Source organism: Arcicella rigui, from assembly GCF_034929435.1.
Classification (GTDB): Bacteria; Bacteroidota; Bacteroidia; order Cytophagales; family Spirosomataceae; genus Arcicella; species Arcicella rigui.
On record NZ_JAYFUM010000014.1, the window covers coordinates 94,246 to 115,255 of the forward strand.

Consider the following 21,010-nt stretch of genomic DNA (forward strand, 5'->3'; position numbering starts at 1 on the left):
GATTTGTTATTTTCTAATAATCCCCCTTACGAAAAGCATAAGCTTTAACTAAATCACATTTTGTTTTATAAATTTTATGGTTACCTATACATATCCATGTACCAGAATGTGTTTTTACAACGTCTCTACCCAAGTCAGGTAAAATCTTGTATCTTAATGAGTAAAGCGTATCTCGATTTATATCAACAAAATGATGTTTGATATATAAATATTGGAAAGTATCAGCTTTAGGATTCCATGAAGTTTTCGTTAAAGAATATTCTATCTTTCCACACTTTTCCCATCGTTCATTCTTCTTTGAAACGGTTGAAAATGTTAGTAAAAAAGAGCAAACAATGATACAATACTTCATTTTGTAGGGTTACGTAAATTTTTGTTTATTTATACGTACAATATTTTGTCCAAGTTACGCATTGCTTAATACTTGAAATAACGGTAGTATAAATTTACACTTTGGTTTCAAAACCTGATTGAGCTTTTTGATGTAAATGCCAAGCTGGATTTTCTTGAATGCTCTCAGGGATATTTGAGAACTTCTCAATTGGCTTTTCATTTAATTTTTCCTTTTTTAGGGTAAGTTTTCCAACTAAATCAATCAATTTAGAAATCGTCTCCTTTTGTAAAACAGAAGCACCCTCTACTAATTTTTGTTTGGCAAATGCCAATTCAGTTTCAATCCATTCTAACTCGAGTGCTTTATCCTTTTCGTGAAAAGAATAGTGAGCTTCCACCTCAAAAAAAGTAGGTGTATGAATTATTTCTATATCGTCTGAAATCTTTGCTACTGCTCCCATATTAAATTTCAATTAGTTGAATAAAATCAATATCTATTTTGACAACTCTAAAACGACTATTACATAAAAGAATTACTTCTTTTTCATCCGAGTATTTTGAAATACTTTCAACTCTTCTACCAGAAGTAGTAAATATTTCAAATCGAGTACTACCAAATCCATTGGCTATTAAAGGGCTTCTGCTTGTTGAAACAAAGGAATATTCTGTAATTGGTTCATCATTTATAAAAGCCCAATTATAACGTTCTTTTTCTTCGTTAGTTAGATTTACACCTCTATAAACATTACCTATAAATTTAGGCATTATATTAATACTTTCGTAAAGTAATTTCCCAAAAAGAGTGTCAACTTTGCCTTGACTAATCCGTAGATTTTCGTTTAAATCTTTATATCCATCATCAGTGTATTTGTAAACTATTGCTTTTTCATAAATACTTAATTCTGGTATAGCAGATATTATATCAGAATCTTGAATGATAGCTATTTCTTCTTTCAGATAAGTCTGTGCATATTCCTCTGCTGTCATTATATCTTGGTTTTTAAACAAATATCACAAATCTAAAAGCATTATAAATTTAAAACCTTTTTTCTAAATTGATTCTTCAACAATCTTCTTTTCATCATGAAAGCCAAATTCCTACTACTAATTTTCCTCTCCATCCAAGCAAATGCACAAGTATTACCTTCGTGGTTTACAAAAGTATTTATTGAAAAGGGTTTGGATAAAACTTATCTGATTAATCAAAAGCTAAAACCTGTTTTTCTGCAAGATGATTTTAATGCTGATAAAATTGAAGATGTGGCAGTTTTGGTGACGGATAAACGTCTTAAAAAGAAAGGTATTTTGCTAATTCATGGTAAAAGCAATGAGTATTATGTATTGGGTGCAGGCAACAAACTGGGAGATATTGATGATTTCAATTGGCTTGATAAATGGTCTGTTTACAAAGAAAAAACGGCACAGGAAACACAATTTGACAAAGAAACTGGAGATATAATTGGTGGCAAAGAAGTAAAACTGTCACATCACGGCATACTCCTTGAAGATTACGAAGATGGTGGCTTTTTATCGGGTGGAATTATTTATTGGAATGGCAAAAAGTATATTTGGATTCATCAGGGCGAGTAATATTTGATAAATTACCTCTTCTGTGGTCTATTTGCCAGAGAAGAGGTAATCATTTATATAATCTTTACAACTTTTGATAATTTCCTCTTGCAGTTGTTGCGGTTGATGCCGAAGTAGATGGGTCGTCAGTTACGGAGGTGGTCAGTGCAAAGGTTGTTGCACCTGTTTTGGTAAGTGTGCCGTTAATACTTGCTGTAATTCCAGAAGCATCTTTAACAGCTAAAACATAAAGTACACCACAATCAGTGGCAGAATTCCATCCATTTGAAATTGTATAAGTACCAGAAGTGTTGTCTGGCATATTATAGACAATCAGCGTATTGACCTTATTGTCTGATACAATCATTACATCGGTAGAGCCTGAACAAGAAGAGGAAGGCACTGCGAAACAACCACCCGAATATTTGGTACTTGCAAAAGCAAATTCACCCGTACCAACTGGCATGGTTGGTTCTACATCACTTTTTTTACAACTAAAAGTAATCAATGTAATTACTACAATGATAAAAAGTGATTTTAGTGCTACATTTTTCATAGTGTATGTGTTTATTTGGTAGTCTTAAACGAAATACCTGCAACCACTGAAGCCCCTCCTTCTCCTACATGAACCTCAGTAAAAGCTCCTAACTTTTTGGAAAAACTTATAAAACCACCAGCACGTGCAAATACACCAAAATTTCCTGCCGTAGTACTTGTTCCTGTAAAATCTTCTGAAGCAAAAGCAAAAGTATAAGCAAGTGCTGCTCCACCATATAATCCGCCTTTGTTTTTGTCTATCTTTAATACTTCGTTTAAGTAATAGGTTGGGCCTGCCATTACACCTATTGAAGAAGTCTTATAGTTATAACCTAATACTGATTCTTGGTTATAAGAAGCTGACATCCCTGTTGCGATAGCGATGTTGGGGGCAACAAAAATATCAGTAACAGAAGAAATCGTTGGGATGGTTAATTTACCAATCTGATCCACTGTTACACCTGTGAAGGCTACTCTATCGGCAAAGTTTGTATAGCTTTTAGGTTGGCTTTTATCTCTTGGAGTGAAAGTATATGGCGAACTACTGATTGGAGTTTCTGTATTACTCACCTTTGCAGTATTAGTGTTCGTAGTTTTTGTAGTAACCTTCGTTTCCGTTTTATTGTCTGCATTACTTGTAATAAATTCTCTCTTGCCATTTTGATAATTAATCATAAATACCTGAGTTCTTGAGATATTGTATATCGGGCCTGTTAGGTTATCCCAGTCATGGTATTTGATATAATCATCTGTAATTTCAACAACTTTTGCCTTTAATTCAGACTTATCATTTTTGATAATAATATCTTGTGCAAATAAAAATGAGGGCGAAATCAAGAATAAAAAAGCGACAAGCAATAGCTTGTTCTTTTGCAATTTTTCCCACACAAAAATATCTGTTGTTTTAGCAACAAACGATACCATAAAATTTGAATAAAAATGTTTCATACAGAAGTTGTTGTTTTAGTTAAGCAAATTAAAGCGAGCAAACTTAAGTAATTAGGGACGTGAGGGCAATACCTACTCTTAGGTATTTTTAGCGGGATTAGCATCCAAAAATGGCTTTCAAAAGATGGTTGCTTTTTGTTTATTGAGCTTTTGTTGACACAAAAAAGCACTTTCCCTTGAAGTCGATACTTCAAAGAAAAGTGCAAAGAGTAATTAATTATGCTTGATAAATCAGGAAACTTACATCCAGCCTTCTTGAAAAGCTTTACGCACCAGTTCAATTGGCGTTGAAACATTGGCTTTTCTTAATATATTTTTTCGATGGACATTTACGGTCAAAGGACTTATAAAAAGCTTTTCGGCAATTTCTTTAGTACTTTTATTCTCTACAATCATCTTCAAAATCACTCGTTCTCTTGGAGTAAACAAGTCTTGAGAAAGTGTAAGTGTGTTGGTTTCAGTGATGTTATAGTAAGAGGGTTCTCCTTCGAGTCCGATGATAGAAAAAGAAGGAACTCCATCTTTTTTGATGTGCGTAATGACCGTATCGACATCCAAAGTACGGTAATAATTGGTTTCATCAAAATCTATTTGTATCGCTTGATGCAATAATCGGACATAACGGTTATCCTTTGTACGCATTCTAAAATCGTACTGCATTTTATATTTTGGTATTTTCTCGAAAGGTAAATTCTTGAAAAAATCCGCTATTCGTTGCTCAAACTGCAAGAAATATGGTTTGTCTTCTGGATGCATTAGTTCCAAGAATTTATGAATATCCATCTCCTCGGGTAAATAACCCAAAACATTGGTAATACCAGGACTTACAAAGTCAAAGTCTGCCTCAAAAATATTAAATACATAATAGTAATAAGTACCAGGTTGAAAAAGATTGAGGAGTTGCTTGTGTAACTCTAATTGCAATTTCAACTCAAGAGGATTATTTGGTTCTTCTTTTACTACTGTTCCCCATATTTTTTTGGCTTTGAGGTAAAGTTGTGATTGTTGATTTGGCATAAATTAAAAACGATACAAATAATAACCAGAGTGATAAAATTATAAAAAATGAATTTTATCTTATCATGACTTGTAGATGCCTAAACTTCAACTATTCTGCAAGCATACAAAATGAAGTTTCCGAAAACGATTGAGTATATGCGAAGGGTAAAATCTTTACTCAGTATCAGACCTAAACTGAGCTTTTTGGGGTAAATGTCAAGCAGTAGTTACAAGCGTATTTATCAAATTCGTTTTAAAAACACGGTTTGAGTCTTTGAATATACATATCAAAAAATCATTGACCAAAACTTTTACGATACTTTCTATAATTTTCAATTAATTGAATTCAAAACAATACAGCCTAATACCCCCAAACTTTCTGTTATTCAACTCAATATCAGCACTTGGTATTATTCCTCGTTTTTAATAGTAATTTTGCTTTACTGAAACAAAACTTAAAACAATCCAAAGCTATCTTAAGCTAAAAATTAAGAGAAGTTCGATGGTCAAGAAAAAAATTAGAAGAGGGATAAGACTTTCTAAGTACATTATTTATAAGGAAACATTAATTGACTACAAAGAAAACTTTTGGTCTTTTGCAGGAGCATTTATTGGTATTGGGCTTATCTCTTATGCTCAGAGTTTTCAATTAGCACAACATGAAAACTTATTTTTGATAGGTTCTTTTGGAGCTTCAAGTGTATTGATTTTTGGTGCAATCCAAAGTCCTTTAGCTCAACCTCGTAATCTTATCGGTGGCCCATTTATTTCTGCTCTGATTGGCGTTACTATCTATAAATACCTTCCAGATATTGTTTGGCTAACAGCACCTTTGGCGGTTTCATTTTCTATTGTTGCGATGCAAATCACCAAAACACTTCATCCTCCCGGCGGTGCAACGGCTTTAATTGCCGTAATTGGTTCTGATAAAATTAAAAGTTTAGGCTATTTTTATGTGATTTCTCCAGTACTGATGGGTTCACTCATTCTCTTTGCTGTGGCTCTTATATTTAATAATATCACTCCCAACAGAAAATATCCTACTGATAAACGTTTTACTGATTCAATCAAAAAAGTATTTCGACTTAAAAAGTATCAAAACTAAAATAGTTGATTGAAAAAACCGTCCATCCAATCGCTAAAAAATGGCGTAAATGATTGCTGTTTAATAGCTTTTGGAATGGGTTTACCATTATTACTGATACGTATTTGAATATTGGTAACGCTTACGTGTATCGTTTTTGCTGTATTTCCATCATAAGCCTTAATGGCATTTTTCAGTACTTGTTCTATTCATAAATAGCAATAGTTCAACTCATTCTTTTCCATATTCTGTATGCGACATAACATGAAAAAGAATGAGTGAATGAGCAATTCAAAAAATTAAGAGATTTTGAAAATATATTACAAAACTATTTCTAATAAACTCACTACCATCCTATCCCATAATCTTCGCCATGATTGCTTGAGCCACCCCAAAAACTGCCGTGTTTCCAATCGAAATAAATGGCGTTGATTGGGCCACTGGTACGCTCTTGGTAATTGATTTTATAGCCCATTCTTCCAAGTTCTTTGCGTGTCCAATTGGGCGTAGCTTCGTTGAGCGTAAGACCGCCATTGATACGCTCGTGTTTGCCAAAGCTCGAATACATTTGCATCGTTTTAAAACTCGGTGCTTCGCAAGCTTCTTGTACAGTCATCTCAAATTCGACCATATTCAAGAAAAACTGCAAAAGCAGTTGGTCTTGCTCGTCGCCTGCTTGTTTGGCGAATGATAAAAACGGTTTACCATTTTTGAGGGCAAGACTTGGCGTAAGCGTTACACGTGGACGTTTGCCTGGCTCAACAACATTGAAGGGATTTTCTTTGGGATCGAGGACAAATGCTTGCATACGTTGGCTCATGCCTACGCCCGTATTGCCTGCAATACAAGCCGGTACCCAACCGCCACTTGGCGTAACCGATACCACCCATCCTTCGGCATCGGTGGCTTCTACCGAAGTTGTACCAGCCGTAAAACTTTCTTCAAATTGAACATCGAAAGTCGCATTGTTTTTGGGTGAAAACAAACTGGCACTGCTCCAATTTTTTAGTACATCTTGGAAAGGGTTAATTTTTCCTTCATAAGGATAAGGGTCGCCAGGGCCAATTTTAGGGTCGTTGGCATCTGGATTAATCAGTTTGCTGCGTTCTTTGGCGTATTCTTTCGATAAAAGTCCTTTCATAGGTTCTTCGGGAGCAAAAGCAGGGTCGCCATAATAAAAATCACGGTCGGCAAAAGCCAAGTTCATCGCCTGATACAAGGTATGAATGTAACGACTCGAATTGTAGCCCATGCTTTTGATGTCGAAGTTTTCCAAAATATTCAAGGTTTGTAGCATGGCTGGGCCTTGCGTCCACTGTTGCAATTTATACACCTCAATACCTTTGTAGGTAGTCATCATTGGCTCTTCTATTTTCACTTTCCAGTTTGCCAAATCTTGTTCCGTAATCAAGCCTCCTTGTTCTTGGCAACCTCGCACAAATTCTTTGGCTATTTCTCCTTTGTAAAACACATCATAAGCCGCATAAATGGCTTCTTTGCGTGATTTGCCTTTGGCAAGTGCTTGTTGCTCGGCATTGACCAATTTTTTGAGGGTTTCGAGTAAATCTTTTTGGACAAAAATTTCACCTGCTTCTGGGGCTTCATACTTTTCTCCCAAATGTGGTAAAAACACCTTTTTGGAATAAGGCCATTGTCTAATCAACTCTTTGCCTCGTTCGATTGAATTGGCGGTTTGGGCTTCGATAGGATAGCCTTCTGCCATTTGCATGGCTGGTGCTAAAACATCTTTCAGCGACATTGTACCATACTCCGCCAACATTGTCATCAATCCGCCAGGTGTGCCAGGTGTAACTGCTGCCAAAGGCCCATATTCTGGCGGATATTTAAAGCCTTTACTTTTGTAAAAATCGGCGGTAGCACCTGTTGGGGCAACACCAAGGGCATTGATGGCAATGACTTTTTTTGTTTTTGGATTATAAATCAAAGCTTGCGTTTCGCCTCCCCAGCTAAGTACATCCCACATGGTGCAAGTGGCCGCCAACATCGCACAGGCAGCGTCGATGGCGTTGCCTCCCTTGGTAAAGGTCATCGCACCAGCCGCCACAGCCAAGGGTTTGCCCGTAACAGCCATCCAATGCTTGCCATGCAAAGGGGGTTTTTGAGTCAAAACAGGTAAATTATTGAAAGATTGTGCATATACTTTTGTACAAAGTAAGCAAAAGACTACGCCAAAACGGAAGATATGTTTCATGGATAGTTAAGTTTTGTTGATTGTTTTCTAAAAATAAAAGCTCTCAGGCAAGAAGCCAAATAAATGGCTATTTTTACGCTGACCAAGAGCTATTCTTAGACCAAATGCTCATCGTTGCATAAAACCATTATGCAATAATAATCTCAAAAACCGTCCAGCCGTCAGCTTGTGTGGCTAAGGAAAACGTAAATCCATGATTATTTAAAATTTCTCTACAAAGCATTAAACCTATTCCTTGTCCTTCGGGTTTATCGCTAAAAAATGGCGTAAATAGTTGCTGTTCAATCGCTTTTGGAATGGGCTTACCATTGTTACTGATACATATTTGCGTATTGGTCACGCTTACTTGTATGATTTTTTCAACGTTTCCTTCACAAGCTTCTATGGCATTTTTCAAAATATTCACCAAAACTTGTTCTATTTGTCCAACATCAACGGCTACCTGTTTTGCACTTTCTTGATAGTCAGTTTGCAAAGAAATACCTTTTTGTTGCATCTGTAATCGCATCAGTTCAACGGCATTTTTGACGATAATACCCATACTTTTCATTTCTTTGTTGGGCAAAGGCAAACGCACAATATCGGCAAAACGTCGCATAAATAGGTTCAATCTATCATTCCTTTCAGTGGCTACGTTCAAGGCATTTTGTAAATCAGGTTCTTCGATATATTTTTTTGTAACCTCTACAATTGAATTGACTGCCCCAATCGAATTATTTACTTCATGTGCCATCATTCTGATTACTTTGCCATAGGCTTTCTTTTCGGTTGCCCAAATTTCATTGGTGAGTTCTTCAATTAGCAAAAACGGACGTTCAAAACCTCTGTCCATAAAAAATGAACGCTGGATTTTGTATGTCACCAAGCCGTTTAATTGCACCGTTTGGGCCTCTTTGTTGGCTAATAAAAGTAAATGTGGGATAACAGGATGTTGAATTTGGCTCAAAGGAAAAGCCGTAGTAAAGTGTTCGGGCAAGGTAAAAAGCGTTTGGGCTTTGGGATTGGCTTTGGTAATGTTTCCATCAAAATCTAAAATAATTATCGCAATCGGTGAAGCCTGAATCAGTTTTTCCAGAAAGAAATGCTGTTCCATTACTTGCAGGCGTTCGTTGCGAAGTTGGTCAATCATGGCATTATACACCGCAATCAATTCATCCATTTCGTACTTGCCCACAGGTTTGAACTTTACCGAAAAATCTTGGTCTTTTATCGCTTCTGCTCCCATGAGTAAAAATTTCAAGGGCTGAATAAAATCTTGATACAACTGTATGGCAATGATGATTGAGCCTAAAATTAATACTTCAGAAAGGACAAAATAGAGTTTATTCTCTTTCAAAAGCCGAAAAGTTAAAAAGATAATCACGGCATGAATGAGCGTAACGAAGAGGATATATTTGGCTTTTAGGGACAAGGGAATTAGTTGTGAATGAGTGAATTGTGAGTTAGTTAATTGTGAGTTGGCGAGTTTTGAGTTAGTGAGTTGTGAATGAGTGATTAATTGAAACCACTAACTCACTCATTCACAATTAACTAATTCAAAATTCACAACTAACTAACTCACAATTCCACAAAGGGTATATTAAACTTCTCCAACCGTCGATACAAGGCAAAGCGAGTGATGCCGAGGGAACGGGCTACTTTTGAAATTTTGTTTTGATGAAAAGCCATCGCTCGTTGAATCATCAATAATTCCATTTCATCTAAGGTCATCGTTCCTACTTCGGGCAAAGTATTTTTGTTGCTGGGCGAAGTATTGATAGAAATATTTTGTTGAAAATCTTCTATCGTCAATTCGTCTTTGGGCGTTAGTAAAATGGTTTTTTCTACCAAATTTTTCAGTTGCCTGATGTTTCCAGGCAAAGGTAAAGTTTTGAGCCACTGGATTGCTTTCGGTGAAATACTCAAATTCGGACGCTCGTAAATGGTTTTTAAATTATTGGCAAAGTAAATTGCCAAAGCTGCAATATCTTCTGGTCTTTCACGCAAAGCTGGTAATTTTACTGAGATAAGATTAATTCTATAAAACAAATCTTCTCTGAAAGTATTGTTCGCCACCATTTCTTCTAAATTACGGTTTGTTGCACAAATGACCCGTACATCCACCGTTTTACTTTTGCTACTGCCCAAGGGTTCAAAGGTTCTGTCTTGTAAAACCCTGAGTAATTTTACTTGGCTCGATAAGTCTAAATCGCCGATTTCATCCAAAAAGATAGTGCCTTTATTGGCCAATTCAAAACGCCCAATTCTATCCGATTTGGCATCGGTAAAAGCCCCACGAGTATGCCCGAACAATTCGCTTTCAAACAAAGTAGCCGAAACCCCACCCAAATTAACCTTGACAAAAGGCTTGTGTCGGCGTTTGCTATTTTGGTGAATGGCTTCAGCAATGAGTTCTTTTCCTGTGCCACTTTCGCCCGTAATCAACACAGGTGCGTCGGTCATGGCTACTCTGCCGATGGTTTCAAGAATGGTTAAAAGTTTTGGGTCGTTGCCGACGATGTGTTCAAATTGGTATTGTTGGTCTAATTTTTTACGATTGGGCGATTGTATTTTTTGTTGAGAAAGATTCAGAATCGTGTTGATAGACTGAATGATGTACTCGTTTTGCCAAGGTTTTGTCACAAAATCTTTTGCTCCTAATTTCATTCCTTCCACTGCCAAATTGATTGTTCCCCAACCTGTTAGCAAAATCACGGCAATGTTTGGGAAAGTATGACGAATGATTTTCAAGGCTTTCATCCCTTCATCGCCTGACGTTTCGATAGAAAAATTGAGGTCGAGTATAATCAATTGTGGTTGAAATGCTTCGATAACATCCATCGCCAACACAGGTGAAGAACAAGTCTTCACCTGAAAGCCTTCTTGCCGAAGCATCAACGAAAGGGATGTCTGCACAGCAAAATCGTCGTCTATGATAAGGAGTTTGTTCATTTTTTTAGCTGTGAGCTATGAGCTTTGAGTTGTGAGCATTGAGTTTTTTGTTTTTTGATGCAAGTTTTAAGCTCATAGCTCACTGCTCATAGCTAAAAGCTACCTCACTGTTCATGCAAAGCCATTGCTGGTTGAATGTTGGCGGCTTGTCTGCTTGGATGATAAGCACAAAGCGTTACGATGCCGTATAAAATTACAATAGAAAGCCCAATTGCCATCCAATAAATACTGCTTTCTACATTGAACATGTGCATTAAAGGAACTTGTACCGCAAATAAAATACCTAAAAGAACACCGAAAGTAGTAATTACCCACATTTCACCCACAAATTGAATTTTAATATTGCCTGCGGTTGCTCCCATTGCACGGCGTACACCAATTTCTTCTCGACGCTTGGCAATGTTCAAATTCAAAATACCAAATAAGCCCATTGCCACATTCACCAATAAAAATACGGTAATAATCAAGAAAATAATCACAGGCACTAAAGCTAAATTATGCTGATTTTGGCGTTGGTCTGTTAAATAACTTACTTCGGTTGTCCACTCTTTGGCAACAGAGGCAATTTCTTTCGTAAGCTTTGCTTCAAAATTGGCATCTGTGCCGGGTTTTACTTTTATCAGCACTTTATTGTAATCATATTTATCATCCGCAAGGTTAAAAATACAAGGGCTGTTATCCATAAATTCACCCTTTGCTTTGAAGTTTTCAATGACTCCTACTACTTTTTGATTGTCCCCAATCACTTTGCCTATTGGATTTACTTCGCCAAACAAAGCTTCTTGAGCTTTTTTATTAATCACCACTGGTTTGAATTTGGCTACTGCATCAGCCTTTTTAAACCAATTACCCAGCATTGTTTTCATGCCCAAAGTCTTTGTAAAATCTTCATCCGCAGTATAATAATCAGCAAGAACAGAATTCTTTTGATAACTAATATTTCCATTACTGTTAGTAAATGAAAAAGGTGAGTTATTAGACATTCTGGTGGCGACTTCTACCTCTGGATATGACCTAATTTTCTGAAAAACGGTATTCAATTTCTCAGCAATGGCTGTTGTATCTTGGTTTTTGTTCAAGTCCAAAGCCCAAACGTTTTCATATTCAAAACCAATAGGTTCTAAATAGTTTTTGAAGTTGTAACTTATCAGCGACATCACGCCAAAAAGTACCAGAAAGGAAAACCAAATCTCTACCATCAATAAAGTATGGTGTCGTCTTTTGTTCCAGATGAGTTTAAATAAATGAGATAACATATCAGTTGTGAATTGTGAATGAGTGATTTAGTGATTGTTTTAATTGTGAGTTTGTGAGCGGTCCGCCGCTGCGGTTGTGATTGAGTGATTGCTTCAATTGTGAATTAGTGAGTGAGTGATTATTTTTATTTGTACTAATCAAAAAAACTCAAAGCTCATAGCTTATAACTCACGGCTCATGGCTCATAGCTCACAGCTAAAAACCTACGAACTTTTCAAAGCATCAATTACTTTCATTTTTGACATTCTGAGGGCGGGAACTACGCCTGAAAGCAATCCAAAAATCAAACAAACCAATAAACTCACGCCAAATACACTAAAATTGATACTCAAATCGGCATGAAGAATGAGACCACTGTCATTGAAAATACTGATGATGATGAAAGTAAGTATTAAAGCAAACGAACCGCCAATCATCGTAATAAAAATATTTTCAATAATAAACTGCCAAGCTAAAGAACTGGAAGGTGCACCAAAAGCTTTACGAATCCCAATTTCAGAAGCCCTTTCCATGATTCTACTCACATTCAAATTCACTAAATTGATAGCAGGCAAACCCATCAACATCATTAGAATAAAGAAAATACCAACGTACAGAAAAATTTCTTGTCCTTCTCTTAATAAACCGTTCAAAAAAGTATCTGTATAAGTTTGTGCTTTGATGTCGATAATATCATACCTATTGCCCCAATTCATTATTGGCAAAGGAATTCTTCCGACCGAAGCGTCAAATTCATCTTGAATTGCTTTGAAATCACTTTTGTTTTTTGCCAAAATGATAGCTGTAAAATTACCTTGCAAGCCTTTGGATTGATAATTACTTTTGGGTAAATTGTAAGGAAAAAACACATCCGAAAAAGTCATGATACGAGTAACTGGAGCAGACTTTACTACGCCAATTACTTTGAATTTCTCGTTATCTACTTCTATACTTTTGCCAATAGCAGAAGCTGTTTCGTCTTCAAAATACTGTTTTTTCATGGCATCTGTAATAACCACTACGTGTTCGCCGTTGGCAATATTTTGTTCGTTAAAAGGCTTTCCTTCCAAAAATTCATAGTCTGCCACTTCCCAAAAAGTAGCATCACAATACTTGGTACTTACTTTAATTCTTCTTCCATTCAGATAAGAATTAGCCGAATTAATCATCGTTGAGAAACCTACTTTTTCAGGTGTCTTCAAGGTTTTTAAATGTTCCTTAATAAAATTATAAGAAACAGGCCCGCCATTCATAGAAGTTCTGGCTGAATCTCGCAAGGCGATGTTCATAATATACAGCGACCTATCTCTTTTGTATTCTGGATAGTGACTTCCTACCAAATGGTCGATAAAGGAAGTTATCACCATCAGCACCGTGAGCGTCAACGTAATGCCGAAGAGCGTAATAAAAGTATAGAATGGATGCCGAAGTAGGACTTTCCACGCTATTTTGATGTAATTGAATAACATGATTTATGTTGTTTAGAGCTTAAATTAAGATACTTGTGTGCCGTCAAAAAGGCGAATCAGACGATGGGTTTTCTTTGCCATGTTTTCATCGTGCGTTACCATCACAATGGTACTTCCTGCGGCATTGAGTTGTAAAAGAATGTTCAAAATTTCATTCCCCATCGCACTGTCCAAATTCCCTGTGGGTTCATCGGCTAAAATGATTTCTGGATTTCCCACAATGGCTCTGGCAATGGCAACACGTTGTTTTTGTCCACCCGAAAGTTGATTCGGAAAATGTTTCATTCTATTACTCAAGCCAACTTTTTCTAAGGCTTCTTTGGCGGCTTCTCTTCTACTTTTATTGGTTGAAGCACGATAAAGCAAGGGAATTTCTACATTATCCAAAATGGATAAATCATTAATCAAGTGGAAGCTTTGGAAAATAAAACCAATTTTTTGGTTTCTTAAATACGCCAAATCTTTATCCGTAAATTTCTCAACGGGCTTATTATCAATGGCAATTGTTCCCGTTGAAGGTTCATCCAAAAGCCCCATAATGTTCAAAAGCGTACTTTTGCCACAGCCCGAAGGCCCCATGATGGATACAAATTCTCCTTTTTTGATGTCGATATTGATATTGTTCAATGCCAATGTTTCAATATTGCTGGTCTGATAGACCTTCTCGATGTTGCTGAGTTTAATCATGATTATTTTCTAAGATTTAAAGATTCATTTAATTCAAAATCGTATAAAGTATAATATCGTAAAGTATAATACGCTCGCCAGTAATCTCTGAGGGCAACGATATAATCTCGTTTGGCTCGGTCTTTTTCTTGCAAAGCAATGCCCAAATCTGTAATACTCAAATCAGCTAAAATGTACCTGTCTTGTGCGATTTGATAACGTTTGGTGGCTATTTCATCTGTTTCTGCCGTGAGCTTTACTTGTTTTTGTAACATTTCAAAAAGTGTTACTTGTGTATAAATCTGTTGCTCGAATGTCAGCTTGTCTTGTTCTACACTTTGCTGAGTAAGTTGTAGATTCGCTTTCGCTGTTTCTGTTCGGGCTTTCGACCTTCCCCAATCCATGATGGGCAAAGTAAACTGAATCTCTACAAATTCACGGTCTTGGGCATTTTTGTAAATATCCAAAGGTTTTGTACCTCGATTCGACAAACCAAAAGCGACATTCAAATTGGCATTTAAACCATTTTCAGCTTTAGCTTTGTTTAAATCTCTTTCGGCTTCGAGGATTCTTCTTCTAAAAGCAATCGCATCCGAGCGACTTCCCAAAGCCGCTTGAATGGCTTTTTGAGCATCAATTTCAACGTTTTTTAGCTGAAAAGGAATCGCTAAATCAAACTTATTGGCTTCTCTGTAACCAATATAAGCTTTCAGTTGCAACATGGCTACTTCTGCTTGTTGCTTGGCAGAAGCTAAATCTTTTTGGGCATTTAGCACAGACAAACGCAATTGTAAAATATCATTTTCTGAAATTTTGCCCAATTCCAACCTTTTTGAAGCAATTTTATACAGCGTGTCGTTATTACTTCGGTTCTTTTCGGCAATCTGTAAATTCACCTGAGCAATCAATAAATCAAAGTAATAATCACTCACATTCAAAGAAACCTTTTCTAAAGATTCCAGAAAAACTTGCTGACTTTCTGAATACTTCAAAGGCTCAATTTGCTTGTCCCACTTCATTTGATTGTATCGAAAAAGCGGTTGGCTCAGTCCAAAAGCCACAGGTACGCCATTATACAAAGTGGAATTTCTTTCAAAATCATCAAAGCGTTGCAATTGCTTTTGAATAAAAATCGTTCCGCCAGTTTTGGCTATACTTTGGCTTAAAGCAAGCGTTAAAGTAGAGTTATTGTTGGAAACCGACTGAAAAGCCACCGTTCCATCAGGTTGCAATACTTGAATAAAAGAACGGGTAAAACTTGGCAAAGAACCGCTCAAACTCAACTGCGGTTTAAAATCGGCTTGGAAAGATTTGAATCGCCAAAAATCTGTTTCCTTTTGGGTAGAAGCCTGTTTCGCAGCGATAGATTTATCTTTTGCCATTTGTACTGCCTCCTCTAAACTTAATGCTGTTTGTTGTGCAAAGGAAATATTACTGATGAACAACAAAGCGAGTAAAATCTTTTTCATCGTCGTTCAATTTTAATTTCCTTCAAATGTTCGTATTGACTCAAATCCGAAATAATTACTTTTTCGCCTGCCTGAATGCCACTTTTGATTTCTACAAAATCAAAATTCGACAAACCGATTTCTACCTCTCTTCTTTTGGCAATGCCCTTTTCCAAGACAAACACTGATGTTTTTCTTTTGCCATTAAAAGCGGGACCATTGGCAACACGCACGGCATTGGCAATACGATTGGTGACGATAAACACTTCTACTTTCATGTTGGGGCGAAGCGAAGCGTGTTTGTTGTCGTCTAAAGCAATCGAAAATTGTACAATGCCATTGGCTACCGAAGGTTTGATTTGTACCACTATGCCACGCAAACTGATTTCATTGACTTTCACAATCACAGGAATGCCCACTTTCAATTGGTCGGAATAGGCATCAGAACAAGAGCCTTCAACCCGAAAACTGCCCAAATCAGCCAATTTTGCCAACATTTCACCTTCATTGACGGCAGAACCAATTTTATCATTCACCCAAGTAAGCACGCCAGCACGGTCGGCAACAATATCCGCCATCGTGATTTTATGTTGCAATTCTTTTAAATTCTTACTTTCAATTTCAGCATTCAATTCCGACTCACGCACATTTGCCCCCACCGATTTGCGATGATAATTCAATTCATTTTCTAATTGAGCCTTTTCTAATTCAGCAATTTTCAAGATGTTTTCGGCTTTGGTGACATCTTCTTGTGTGCGTCCTCCCACTTTTTGCAGACGTTTAGTATCTTCCAAATCGGCTCTCAGGCGATTGATAGTCAGCGATTTAATTTTATCACTGATGTCGGAATCATAGATTTTTTTATCCAAATCCATCTTTAGTTTTCCGATGCTGTTTTGTTTCAAAGCCAATTGGTCTTTGAGCTTTTCCAGTTCGATAAGCGTCAGCGATTTATCTAAATCCATAATCGGCTGACCAGCCTTTACAGCAGCACCCGTACTAAAAAACACCTTTTTGATACTGGCTTTTATCGGACTCGTAATGCTTTGTTCAAAAGCAGGAATCACTTCGCCCGAAGCCGTTAGCGTATTTTCGACACTACCGATTTCAGCCACCGCCGTTCTGATTTTAGAAGCCTCCAAAGACGATTGAAGCGAATTTCTAAAAAAATACAACAACACAAGCAAGGCAAACACAAGCGACAAACCGATAAACCATTTTTTAGATTTACGTTGATTAATAAGGTTTTGAGAGATTTCTTTGTCCATAATACTATAAGATTTGCTATTAGTATTCCAAACACAATGCCAAACAGCAAAACAGTGATTATCAGTAAATTAAACAAAATAACAAATACAATAAACGTGCGATTTAGCACAGTTTGTGCGAGAAAGAACAGGGAAGATTTAAGAAGAAAATTAGATGATAAACAGAGGAATATTGCAGGTTGAAGAAACTTCTCTGCAAGTCAACAAAGAAGTTTTGCAAGGATACTTTAAGATTTTGTTTGTTTACAAGGAAGCTTTGTAAGTCAGCAAAAAAGTTTTGCAAGGTTGCAGAGAAGTTTTGTTGGTTTACAAAGGTTTTTTGAAGCTTAAATCCGACGCTCAGAAGGCGACAAAAAGTCAAATTAAGCTTACAAAATACTTTTGTAAGGTTGCAAAACAATTTTGTAAGCTTGCAGAAAAGTTTTGTTTGTTTACAAAAAAGCTATGTAAACAAGCAAAATTCTTCCCTCAATCAGCATCAATTCAGCCTCAAGCAAAGGTAATTTTTAGCAAGCCAACACAGCAATTTTGTTGACTAACAAAGGGCTATTGTAAGGGTGGTTTACCGTTTAATAAGTTTTTGGGAAATTGTGGTTTGATAATTTGTGAAGTGTTGAGTGTTCCTTTCACGTCGTCCGTGGGTAAATTACCATGGAAGATTATGTCTGATGATAATTTAATTATCTCTTACCTATTTACTCGTCATCAGGAGGGAAAAACTTATTATTTAGGATTTCATAAGGTAATCTCATAAATGAGTCTTTAATGTGCCTAATAGTCTCAGGATTTAATCTGCTTGTTTTCCTTCTTGCTTTCCACTCAGATAGACCATCGTATACCGAATTTCTAATGTATGTTAAAAAGCCTTCAATCATTTTTATATCTAACCAATATGGATGTAAAGCATTTAGAATAATGATAATTTCATTTTGTATGTGAGTAGTTTCAATAACAACATAAGGCTCAAATTCTGAGCTTTTTCTAAAATATACTCTTACTGAAACAAAATCATCCTCATCTCCAACACTTACTATTAATGCAGGTTCTTCGGACGAAATGGTTGTTTCAACCATTCGTTTGAATGAAATCTCAAGGACTCTTTCATTGGGAATTTGTTCCAAGAAGAGTTTATCACGAAATTCATCTGATTTTAACTCAGATTCAAATAAAGCCAATGCCTCGCTTCTTACTCTTTCAAAATCTTCATTTGAATTATTCCCTTTACCTGCTCGAATATTTCGTGCAAGTGCTTTGGCATCAGCACAAATTTTACCAAGTTCCTCTTCTAATTCTTCTTCATAATCTTCCCAATCAATCTGATCTTTAGTATGACTAACTGCAAATCCATCTACAAATAACTCTCCAACAACTCGTTGATTAATTAAATCATTCGTGCCGTTTTCTTGAGTTCCAAAAACAGTTGAAGGTCGATAGGCTTTTGGACAACCTTGAATAACTCTATTATTCTGAATTACTGAAAATCCAGCTTTTTCTCGTCCACCATTACCAATAGCTAGAACTCCTACCCAGCCAGCAACTCTCTTTGATGAACTTCCAATACTAAATTCAAAAGGAATCTTATAAGGTTTGTTTTCGTGAGTAATGTAAAATTTTCCGTCAAAACCTTCCCAGTTTAATTTTTCATCTTGCCAGTTCAAGATTAAGCCATGCTTACTAAAGTCTATCCTGTAAATAGAACTAAGAAAGTCTTTAATTTTAATTAATGTATTACCATGTAGTTTTCGATTTAAATCTCTAATAGTTATTGTTGTATAATGGGTTTCTGAAGAGCAATGAAAAGGTTCATTTTCTAAATTTCCATTATTACTCGCAACTATCTGTGGTACGTTAATTGTAATCTTCGAGCCAATATTCTCTCCCAATTTAGATGTTTCAACAGTCCATAAATTGCCAAACCAACATGCTGCTGTTTTCATCCCGATACCATACTTTGACCTACCTGCATTTTCTTTAGGTAAACCAATCATGAGTGCACTTTTAAGTTCATCAACACTCATACCGATAGAATTATCTTTAATTGTTAAAGTATTATCTTTTTTACTGTAATTTATAGAAACAGTTAAGCTTTCACCAGTTTTTTTAAACTCTTCCTTTAATATCCTTTCATTATTGAAATACGATTGTGTTGAGTTATCAATAAATTCTGCTAATGCAAACCAAGGCTGGTAAGCAATACGCTTAAATGAATCAATATATTGTAATCCAACTTCTATGTTAAAATTATCCATGTTTTTAAAACTTTAATAAGTGAAACTGATTTTGTGCATTTCTGATGATTTTCCATCTGTCTTGAGTTAAATCAATATCCAAATAATCTTCGAGATAGATGATGAATTCTGCTTGCTCATCAAAAAGATACTCCCACTTAGAGGCTATACCTCTGTAGTATAAATCAATATTATCTCCAGATTTCAGTCCAAAGTTTCTAAAGAAACTAGGATTACTTATGTTAAATGTACTGTTAAATTTATCTAGTTTACATATGGTAAAATTTGAATATTCTTGTGGCCAATCACCATTAAAACGATATGTGAAATTTTCATGTTCATCACAATAGATTTGTATGCTCCCAAAAGTACAATTGTATTTCTTAAATTCCTTTTCCCATTCATATCTTACATGATCGGCAATAAGCATAATTTTTGGGCGTTTACTGCTAATCATATCAATGAACGGTAGTTTATCTATTTGTTTTTTTCCGTTAACATAGGCATAAATTGTTTCTACATCTCTATAATCGCCATGGTAAAACGTGGAAATTTGTTCCTCAACATGTTCTATGGAATGATTTTTTAATTCAACTTCTATTACATACCATTCTGTATAATCTTTTTTCCACATTAGAAAATCAGGCTTATTTTTATGTGTAATGTCTAATGTAGAAACAATAGTTTTGTTATAGTAAATAATGTTATAATTAGGTAAATGTTCTTGAATTTTTTTTGCAATTACACTTTGTAACTTTAATTCATCAAAATGTAGAGAAGACTTTAATTCGTAAAGCCAACTTGAAAATTTCACCTCTTTTTTAGGTAAAAATTGTAATAAAAAATTAGACACATTCACCTCTTTTTTATTATACTGATGATTAATAGATGCCATGGGTAAGACAAGATTAAATATTTTTCAATTTTATTAGATTTGTTTCAAAGTTGGGCTCTTGAAACCTAAAAATAGATTGTTCGATATATTCTTCCATAATTTCAATACTAAACCATCTTCTTTTAAGCTTTTCAGAAATATATCCTGTTGTATTACTTCCTCCAAAGGGGTCTAAAATTAAATCATTTTCGTCAGTTAGAAACTGAGTAAAAAAAGCTATTAAACCAGCTTGCATAGTGGCAGGATGTCTCTTGATTTCTAATTCCCTACACTTTTTAGAATAATAGTCTGATGAATTTGTATTTGCAATGCTTAATACATTGGAGGGTAATTCAGGATTGTCATTCAATCTTACAAATTCAGTAATATTATTTGGTAATCTATTTATTCTTTTAGATTCAATTGGTTCAAACTCCAATAGATTGTGGGCTATTCCACCTCCGTTATCTTTTAAAAAACTCTTCTCACCAATGCTATGTCCAGAAGGGCGTTTTCCTGTATTGTAACTTTGTCTTTTGATTAAGTTTAACATCCCTTGACTATATGGGCGTAAAACTTTTCTATTGTCTGCCTTGGGGAAATCAGATTTTGAAAGCCACCAAACATGTGTGTATGAATCCACAGCTCTTATTCTATTAACAGTAACCCAATTCGCAGGTGATGGAAGTCGAGATGGATTATAACAAATAAATTCCTGAATCAAATTTAAATTAGCAGCTTTCATAAAGGCTAATAAACTTTCAAGATGTAATACAGATTGAACAGGACGATGTGGTTCCCAAGAATTCCCAATTTCAATAACAATAGATCCATCTTCAGTTAGTAAATCACTATATAGAGGTGCTAAGTTGGCGAACCAATCTTTGTATTCTTCTCCTTTAAAATTTCCGTATTTCTTTTTGTAATTCAAGGGAAAAGGAGGAGAAGTAATAATTAGCTGGATTTTGTTTTTATATTCATTTAGAAGTTCTTCTCGAATTATTTGAGAAGAATCTCCGTGTAACATTTGTCCATAATTTGTCGTGTAATATGTTGAATTCATTATTCTTTATTAATAATTAGTAAGTGATTTAAAATTAGATTTCAGATTAATTTATAAGTATAAAATAATTTCATTCTAAATCATGATTGTTATAAACCTGAAAGTCAAGAGTTTATTTTCAAAACCCCTTCCAAATTTCAATTTT

Annotated in this window: 20 protein-coding genes; 2 read left to right on the top strand and 18 right to left on the bottom strand. The window is 35.6% G+C overall.

Annotated elements, in window-relative coordinates; all coding sequences use genetic code 11:
- Positions 1-13 precede the first annotated feature (13 nt).
- The 3 genes from VB248_RS12730 to VB248_RS12740 form a co-directional block, all read right to left on the bottom strand.
- On the bottom strand, positions 14-352 hold the full coding sequence (locus VB248_RS12730) for a hypothetical protein (RefSeq protein ID WP_323297166.1): 339 nt from the start codon (positions 350-352) through the stop codon (positions 14-16).
- 94 nt (positions 353-446) lie between these two features.
- Positions 447-806 carry a hypothetical protein gene (locus VB248_RS12735; RefSeq protein ID WP_323297167.1) on the bottom strand — a complete coding sequence of 120 codons (360 nt, stop codon included), beginning with the start codon at positions 804-806 and terminating at the stop codon, positions 447-449.
- A complete protein-coding gene (locus VB248_RS12740; protein ID WP_323297168.1) occupies positions 796-1,320 on the bottom strand; it encodes an ADP-ribosyltransferase in 525 nt (174 codons plus the stop codon). The genes VB248_RS12735 and VB248_RS12740 overlap by 11 nt, the downstream gene beginning before the upstream one ends.
- A gap of 96 nt (positions 1,321-1,416) precedes the next feature.
- Here VB248_RS12740 and VB248_RS12745 point away from each other — a divergent pair, with 96 nt between their 5' ends.
- Positions 1,417-1,923, top strand: a complete 507-nt coding sequence (locus tag VB248_RS12745; protein ID WP_323297169.1) for a hypothetical protein — start codon at positions 1,417-1,419, stop codon at positions 1,921-1,923.
- A gap of 64 nt (positions 1,924-1,987) precedes the next feature.
- Here VB248_RS12745 and VB248_RS12750 read toward each other — a convergent pair whose 3' ends face one another.
- The 3 genes from VB248_RS12750 to VB248_RS12760 form a co-directional block, all read right to left on the bottom strand.
- Positions 1,988-2,458 (bottom strand): hypothetical protein, encoded by a 471-nt coding sequence (locus tag VB248_RS12750; RefSeq protein WP_323297170.1) that lies wholly within the window; start codon positions 2,456-2,458, stop codon positions 1,988-1,990.
- Between the two features lie 11 nt (positions 2,459-2,469).
- Complete coding sequence (locus VB248_RS12755; RefSeq protein ID WP_323297171.1) at positions 2,470-3,387, bottom strand: hypothetical protein; 918 nt, start codon at positions 3,385-3,387, stop codon at positions 2,470-2,472.
- A gap of 240 nt (positions 3,388-3,627) precedes the next feature.
- Positions 3,628-4,404 carry a LuxR C-terminal-related transcriptional regulator gene (locus tag VB248_RS12760; RefSeq protein WP_323297172.1) on the bottom strand — a complete coding sequence of 259 codons (777 nt, stop codon included), beginning with the start codon at positions 4,402-4,404 and terminating at the stop codon, positions 3,628-3,630.
- 484 nt (positions 4,405-4,888) lie between these two features.
- On the opposite strand from VB248_RS12760, the gene VB248_RS12765 reads away from it, so the two are divergent.
- On the top strand, positions 4,889-5,491 hold the full coding sequence (locus VB248_RS12765; RefSeq protein ID WP_323297173.1) for an HPP family protein: 603 nt from the start codon (positions 4,889-4,891) through the stop codon (positions 5,489-5,491).
- Here VB248_RS12765 and VB248_RS22595 read toward each other — a convergent pair.
- From VB248_RS22595 to VB248_RS12820, 12 genes are all read right to left on the bottom strand, one after another.
- The gene (locus tag VB248_RS22595) at positions 5,488-5,679 is read right to left on the bottom strand and encodes an ATP-binding protein (protein ID WP_407652909.1); all 192 of its coding nucleotides are present in this window, start codon (positions 5,677-5,679) and stop codon (positions 5,488-5,490) included. The two genes, VB248_RS12765 and VB248_RS22595, sit on opposite strands and share 4 nt — an antisense overlap.
- A 137-nt stretch (positions 5,680-5,816) precedes the next feature.
- Positions 5,817-7,682, bottom strand: coding sequence for a gamma-glutamyltransferase family protein (locus tag VB248_RS12770; protein ID WP_323297174.1), 1,866 nt, complete (start codon positions 7,680-7,682; stop codon positions 5,817-5,819).
- A gap of 127 nt (positions 7,683-7,809) precedes the next feature.
- Positions 7,810-9,018, bottom strand: coding sequence for a sensor histidine kinase (locus VB248_RS12775; protein ID WP_323297175.1), 1,209 nt, complete (start codon positions 9,016-9,018; stop codon positions 7,810-7,812).
- 221 nt (positions 9,019-9,239) lie between these two features.
- Positions 9,240-10,613 carry a sigma-54-dependent transcriptional regulator gene (locus tag VB248_RS12780; RefSeq protein ID WP_323297176.1) on the bottom strand — a complete coding sequence of 458 codons (1,374 nt, stop codon included), beginning with the start codon at positions 10,611-10,613 and terminating at the stop codon, positions 9,240-9,242.
- Positions 10,614-10,717: 104 nt separating this feature from the next.
- Complete coding sequence (locus VB248_RS12785; protein WP_323297177.1) at positions 10,718-11,869, bottom strand: ABC transporter permease; 1,152 nt, start codon at positions 11,867-11,869, stop codon at positions 10,718-10,720.
- Between the two features lie 204 nt (positions 11,870-12,073).
- Positions 12,074-13,318: an ABC transporter permease gene (locus VB248_RS12790; RefSeq protein WP_323297178.1), complete on the bottom strand. Its 1,245-nt coding sequence runs from the start codon at positions 13,316-13,318 to the stop codon at positions 12,074-12,076.
- Between the two features lie 24 nt (positions 13,319-13,342).
- A complete protein-coding gene (locus VB248_RS12795; RefSeq protein WP_323255990.1) occupies positions 13,343-14,005 on the bottom strand; it encodes an ABC transporter ATP-binding protein in 663 nt (220 codons plus the stop codon).
- Between the two features lie 2 nt (positions 14,006-14,007).
- On the bottom strand, positions 14,008-15,453 hold the full coding sequence (locus tag VB248_RS12800) for a TolC family protein (protein ID WP_323297179.1): 1,446 nt from the start codon (positions 15,451-15,453) through the stop codon (positions 14,008-14,010).
- The gene (locus tag VB248_RS12805; RefSeq protein WP_323297180.1) at positions 15,450-16,700 is read right to left on the bottom strand and encodes an efflux RND transporter periplasmic adaptor subunit; all 1,251 of its coding nucleotides are present in this window, start codon (positions 16,698-16,700) and stop codon (positions 15,450-15,452) included. Before VB248_RS12805 ends, VB248_RS12800 begins: the two co-directional genes overlap by 4 nt.
- Positions 16,701-17,395: 695 nt before the next feature.
- On the bottom strand, positions 17,396-18,949 hold the full coding sequence (locus VB248_RS12810; RefSeq protein WP_323297181.1) for an ATP-binding protein: 1,554 nt from the start codon (positions 18,947-18,949) through the stop codon (positions 17,396-17,398).
- 4 nt (positions 18,950-18,953) lie between these two features.
- Positions 18,954-19,823 (bottom strand): hypothetical protein, encoded by an 870-nt coding sequence (locus tag VB248_RS12815; protein WP_323297182.1) that lies wholly within the window; start codon positions 19,821-19,823, stop codon positions 18,954-18,956.
- A 13-nt stretch (positions 19,824-19,836) separates the two neighbouring features.
- Positions 19,837-20,829, bottom strand: coding sequence for a site-specific DNA-methyltransferase (locus VB248_RS12820; RefSeq protein ID WP_323297183.1), 993 nt, complete (start codon positions 20,827-20,829; stop codon positions 19,837-19,839).
- Positions 20,830-21,010 lie beyond the last annotated feature (181 nt).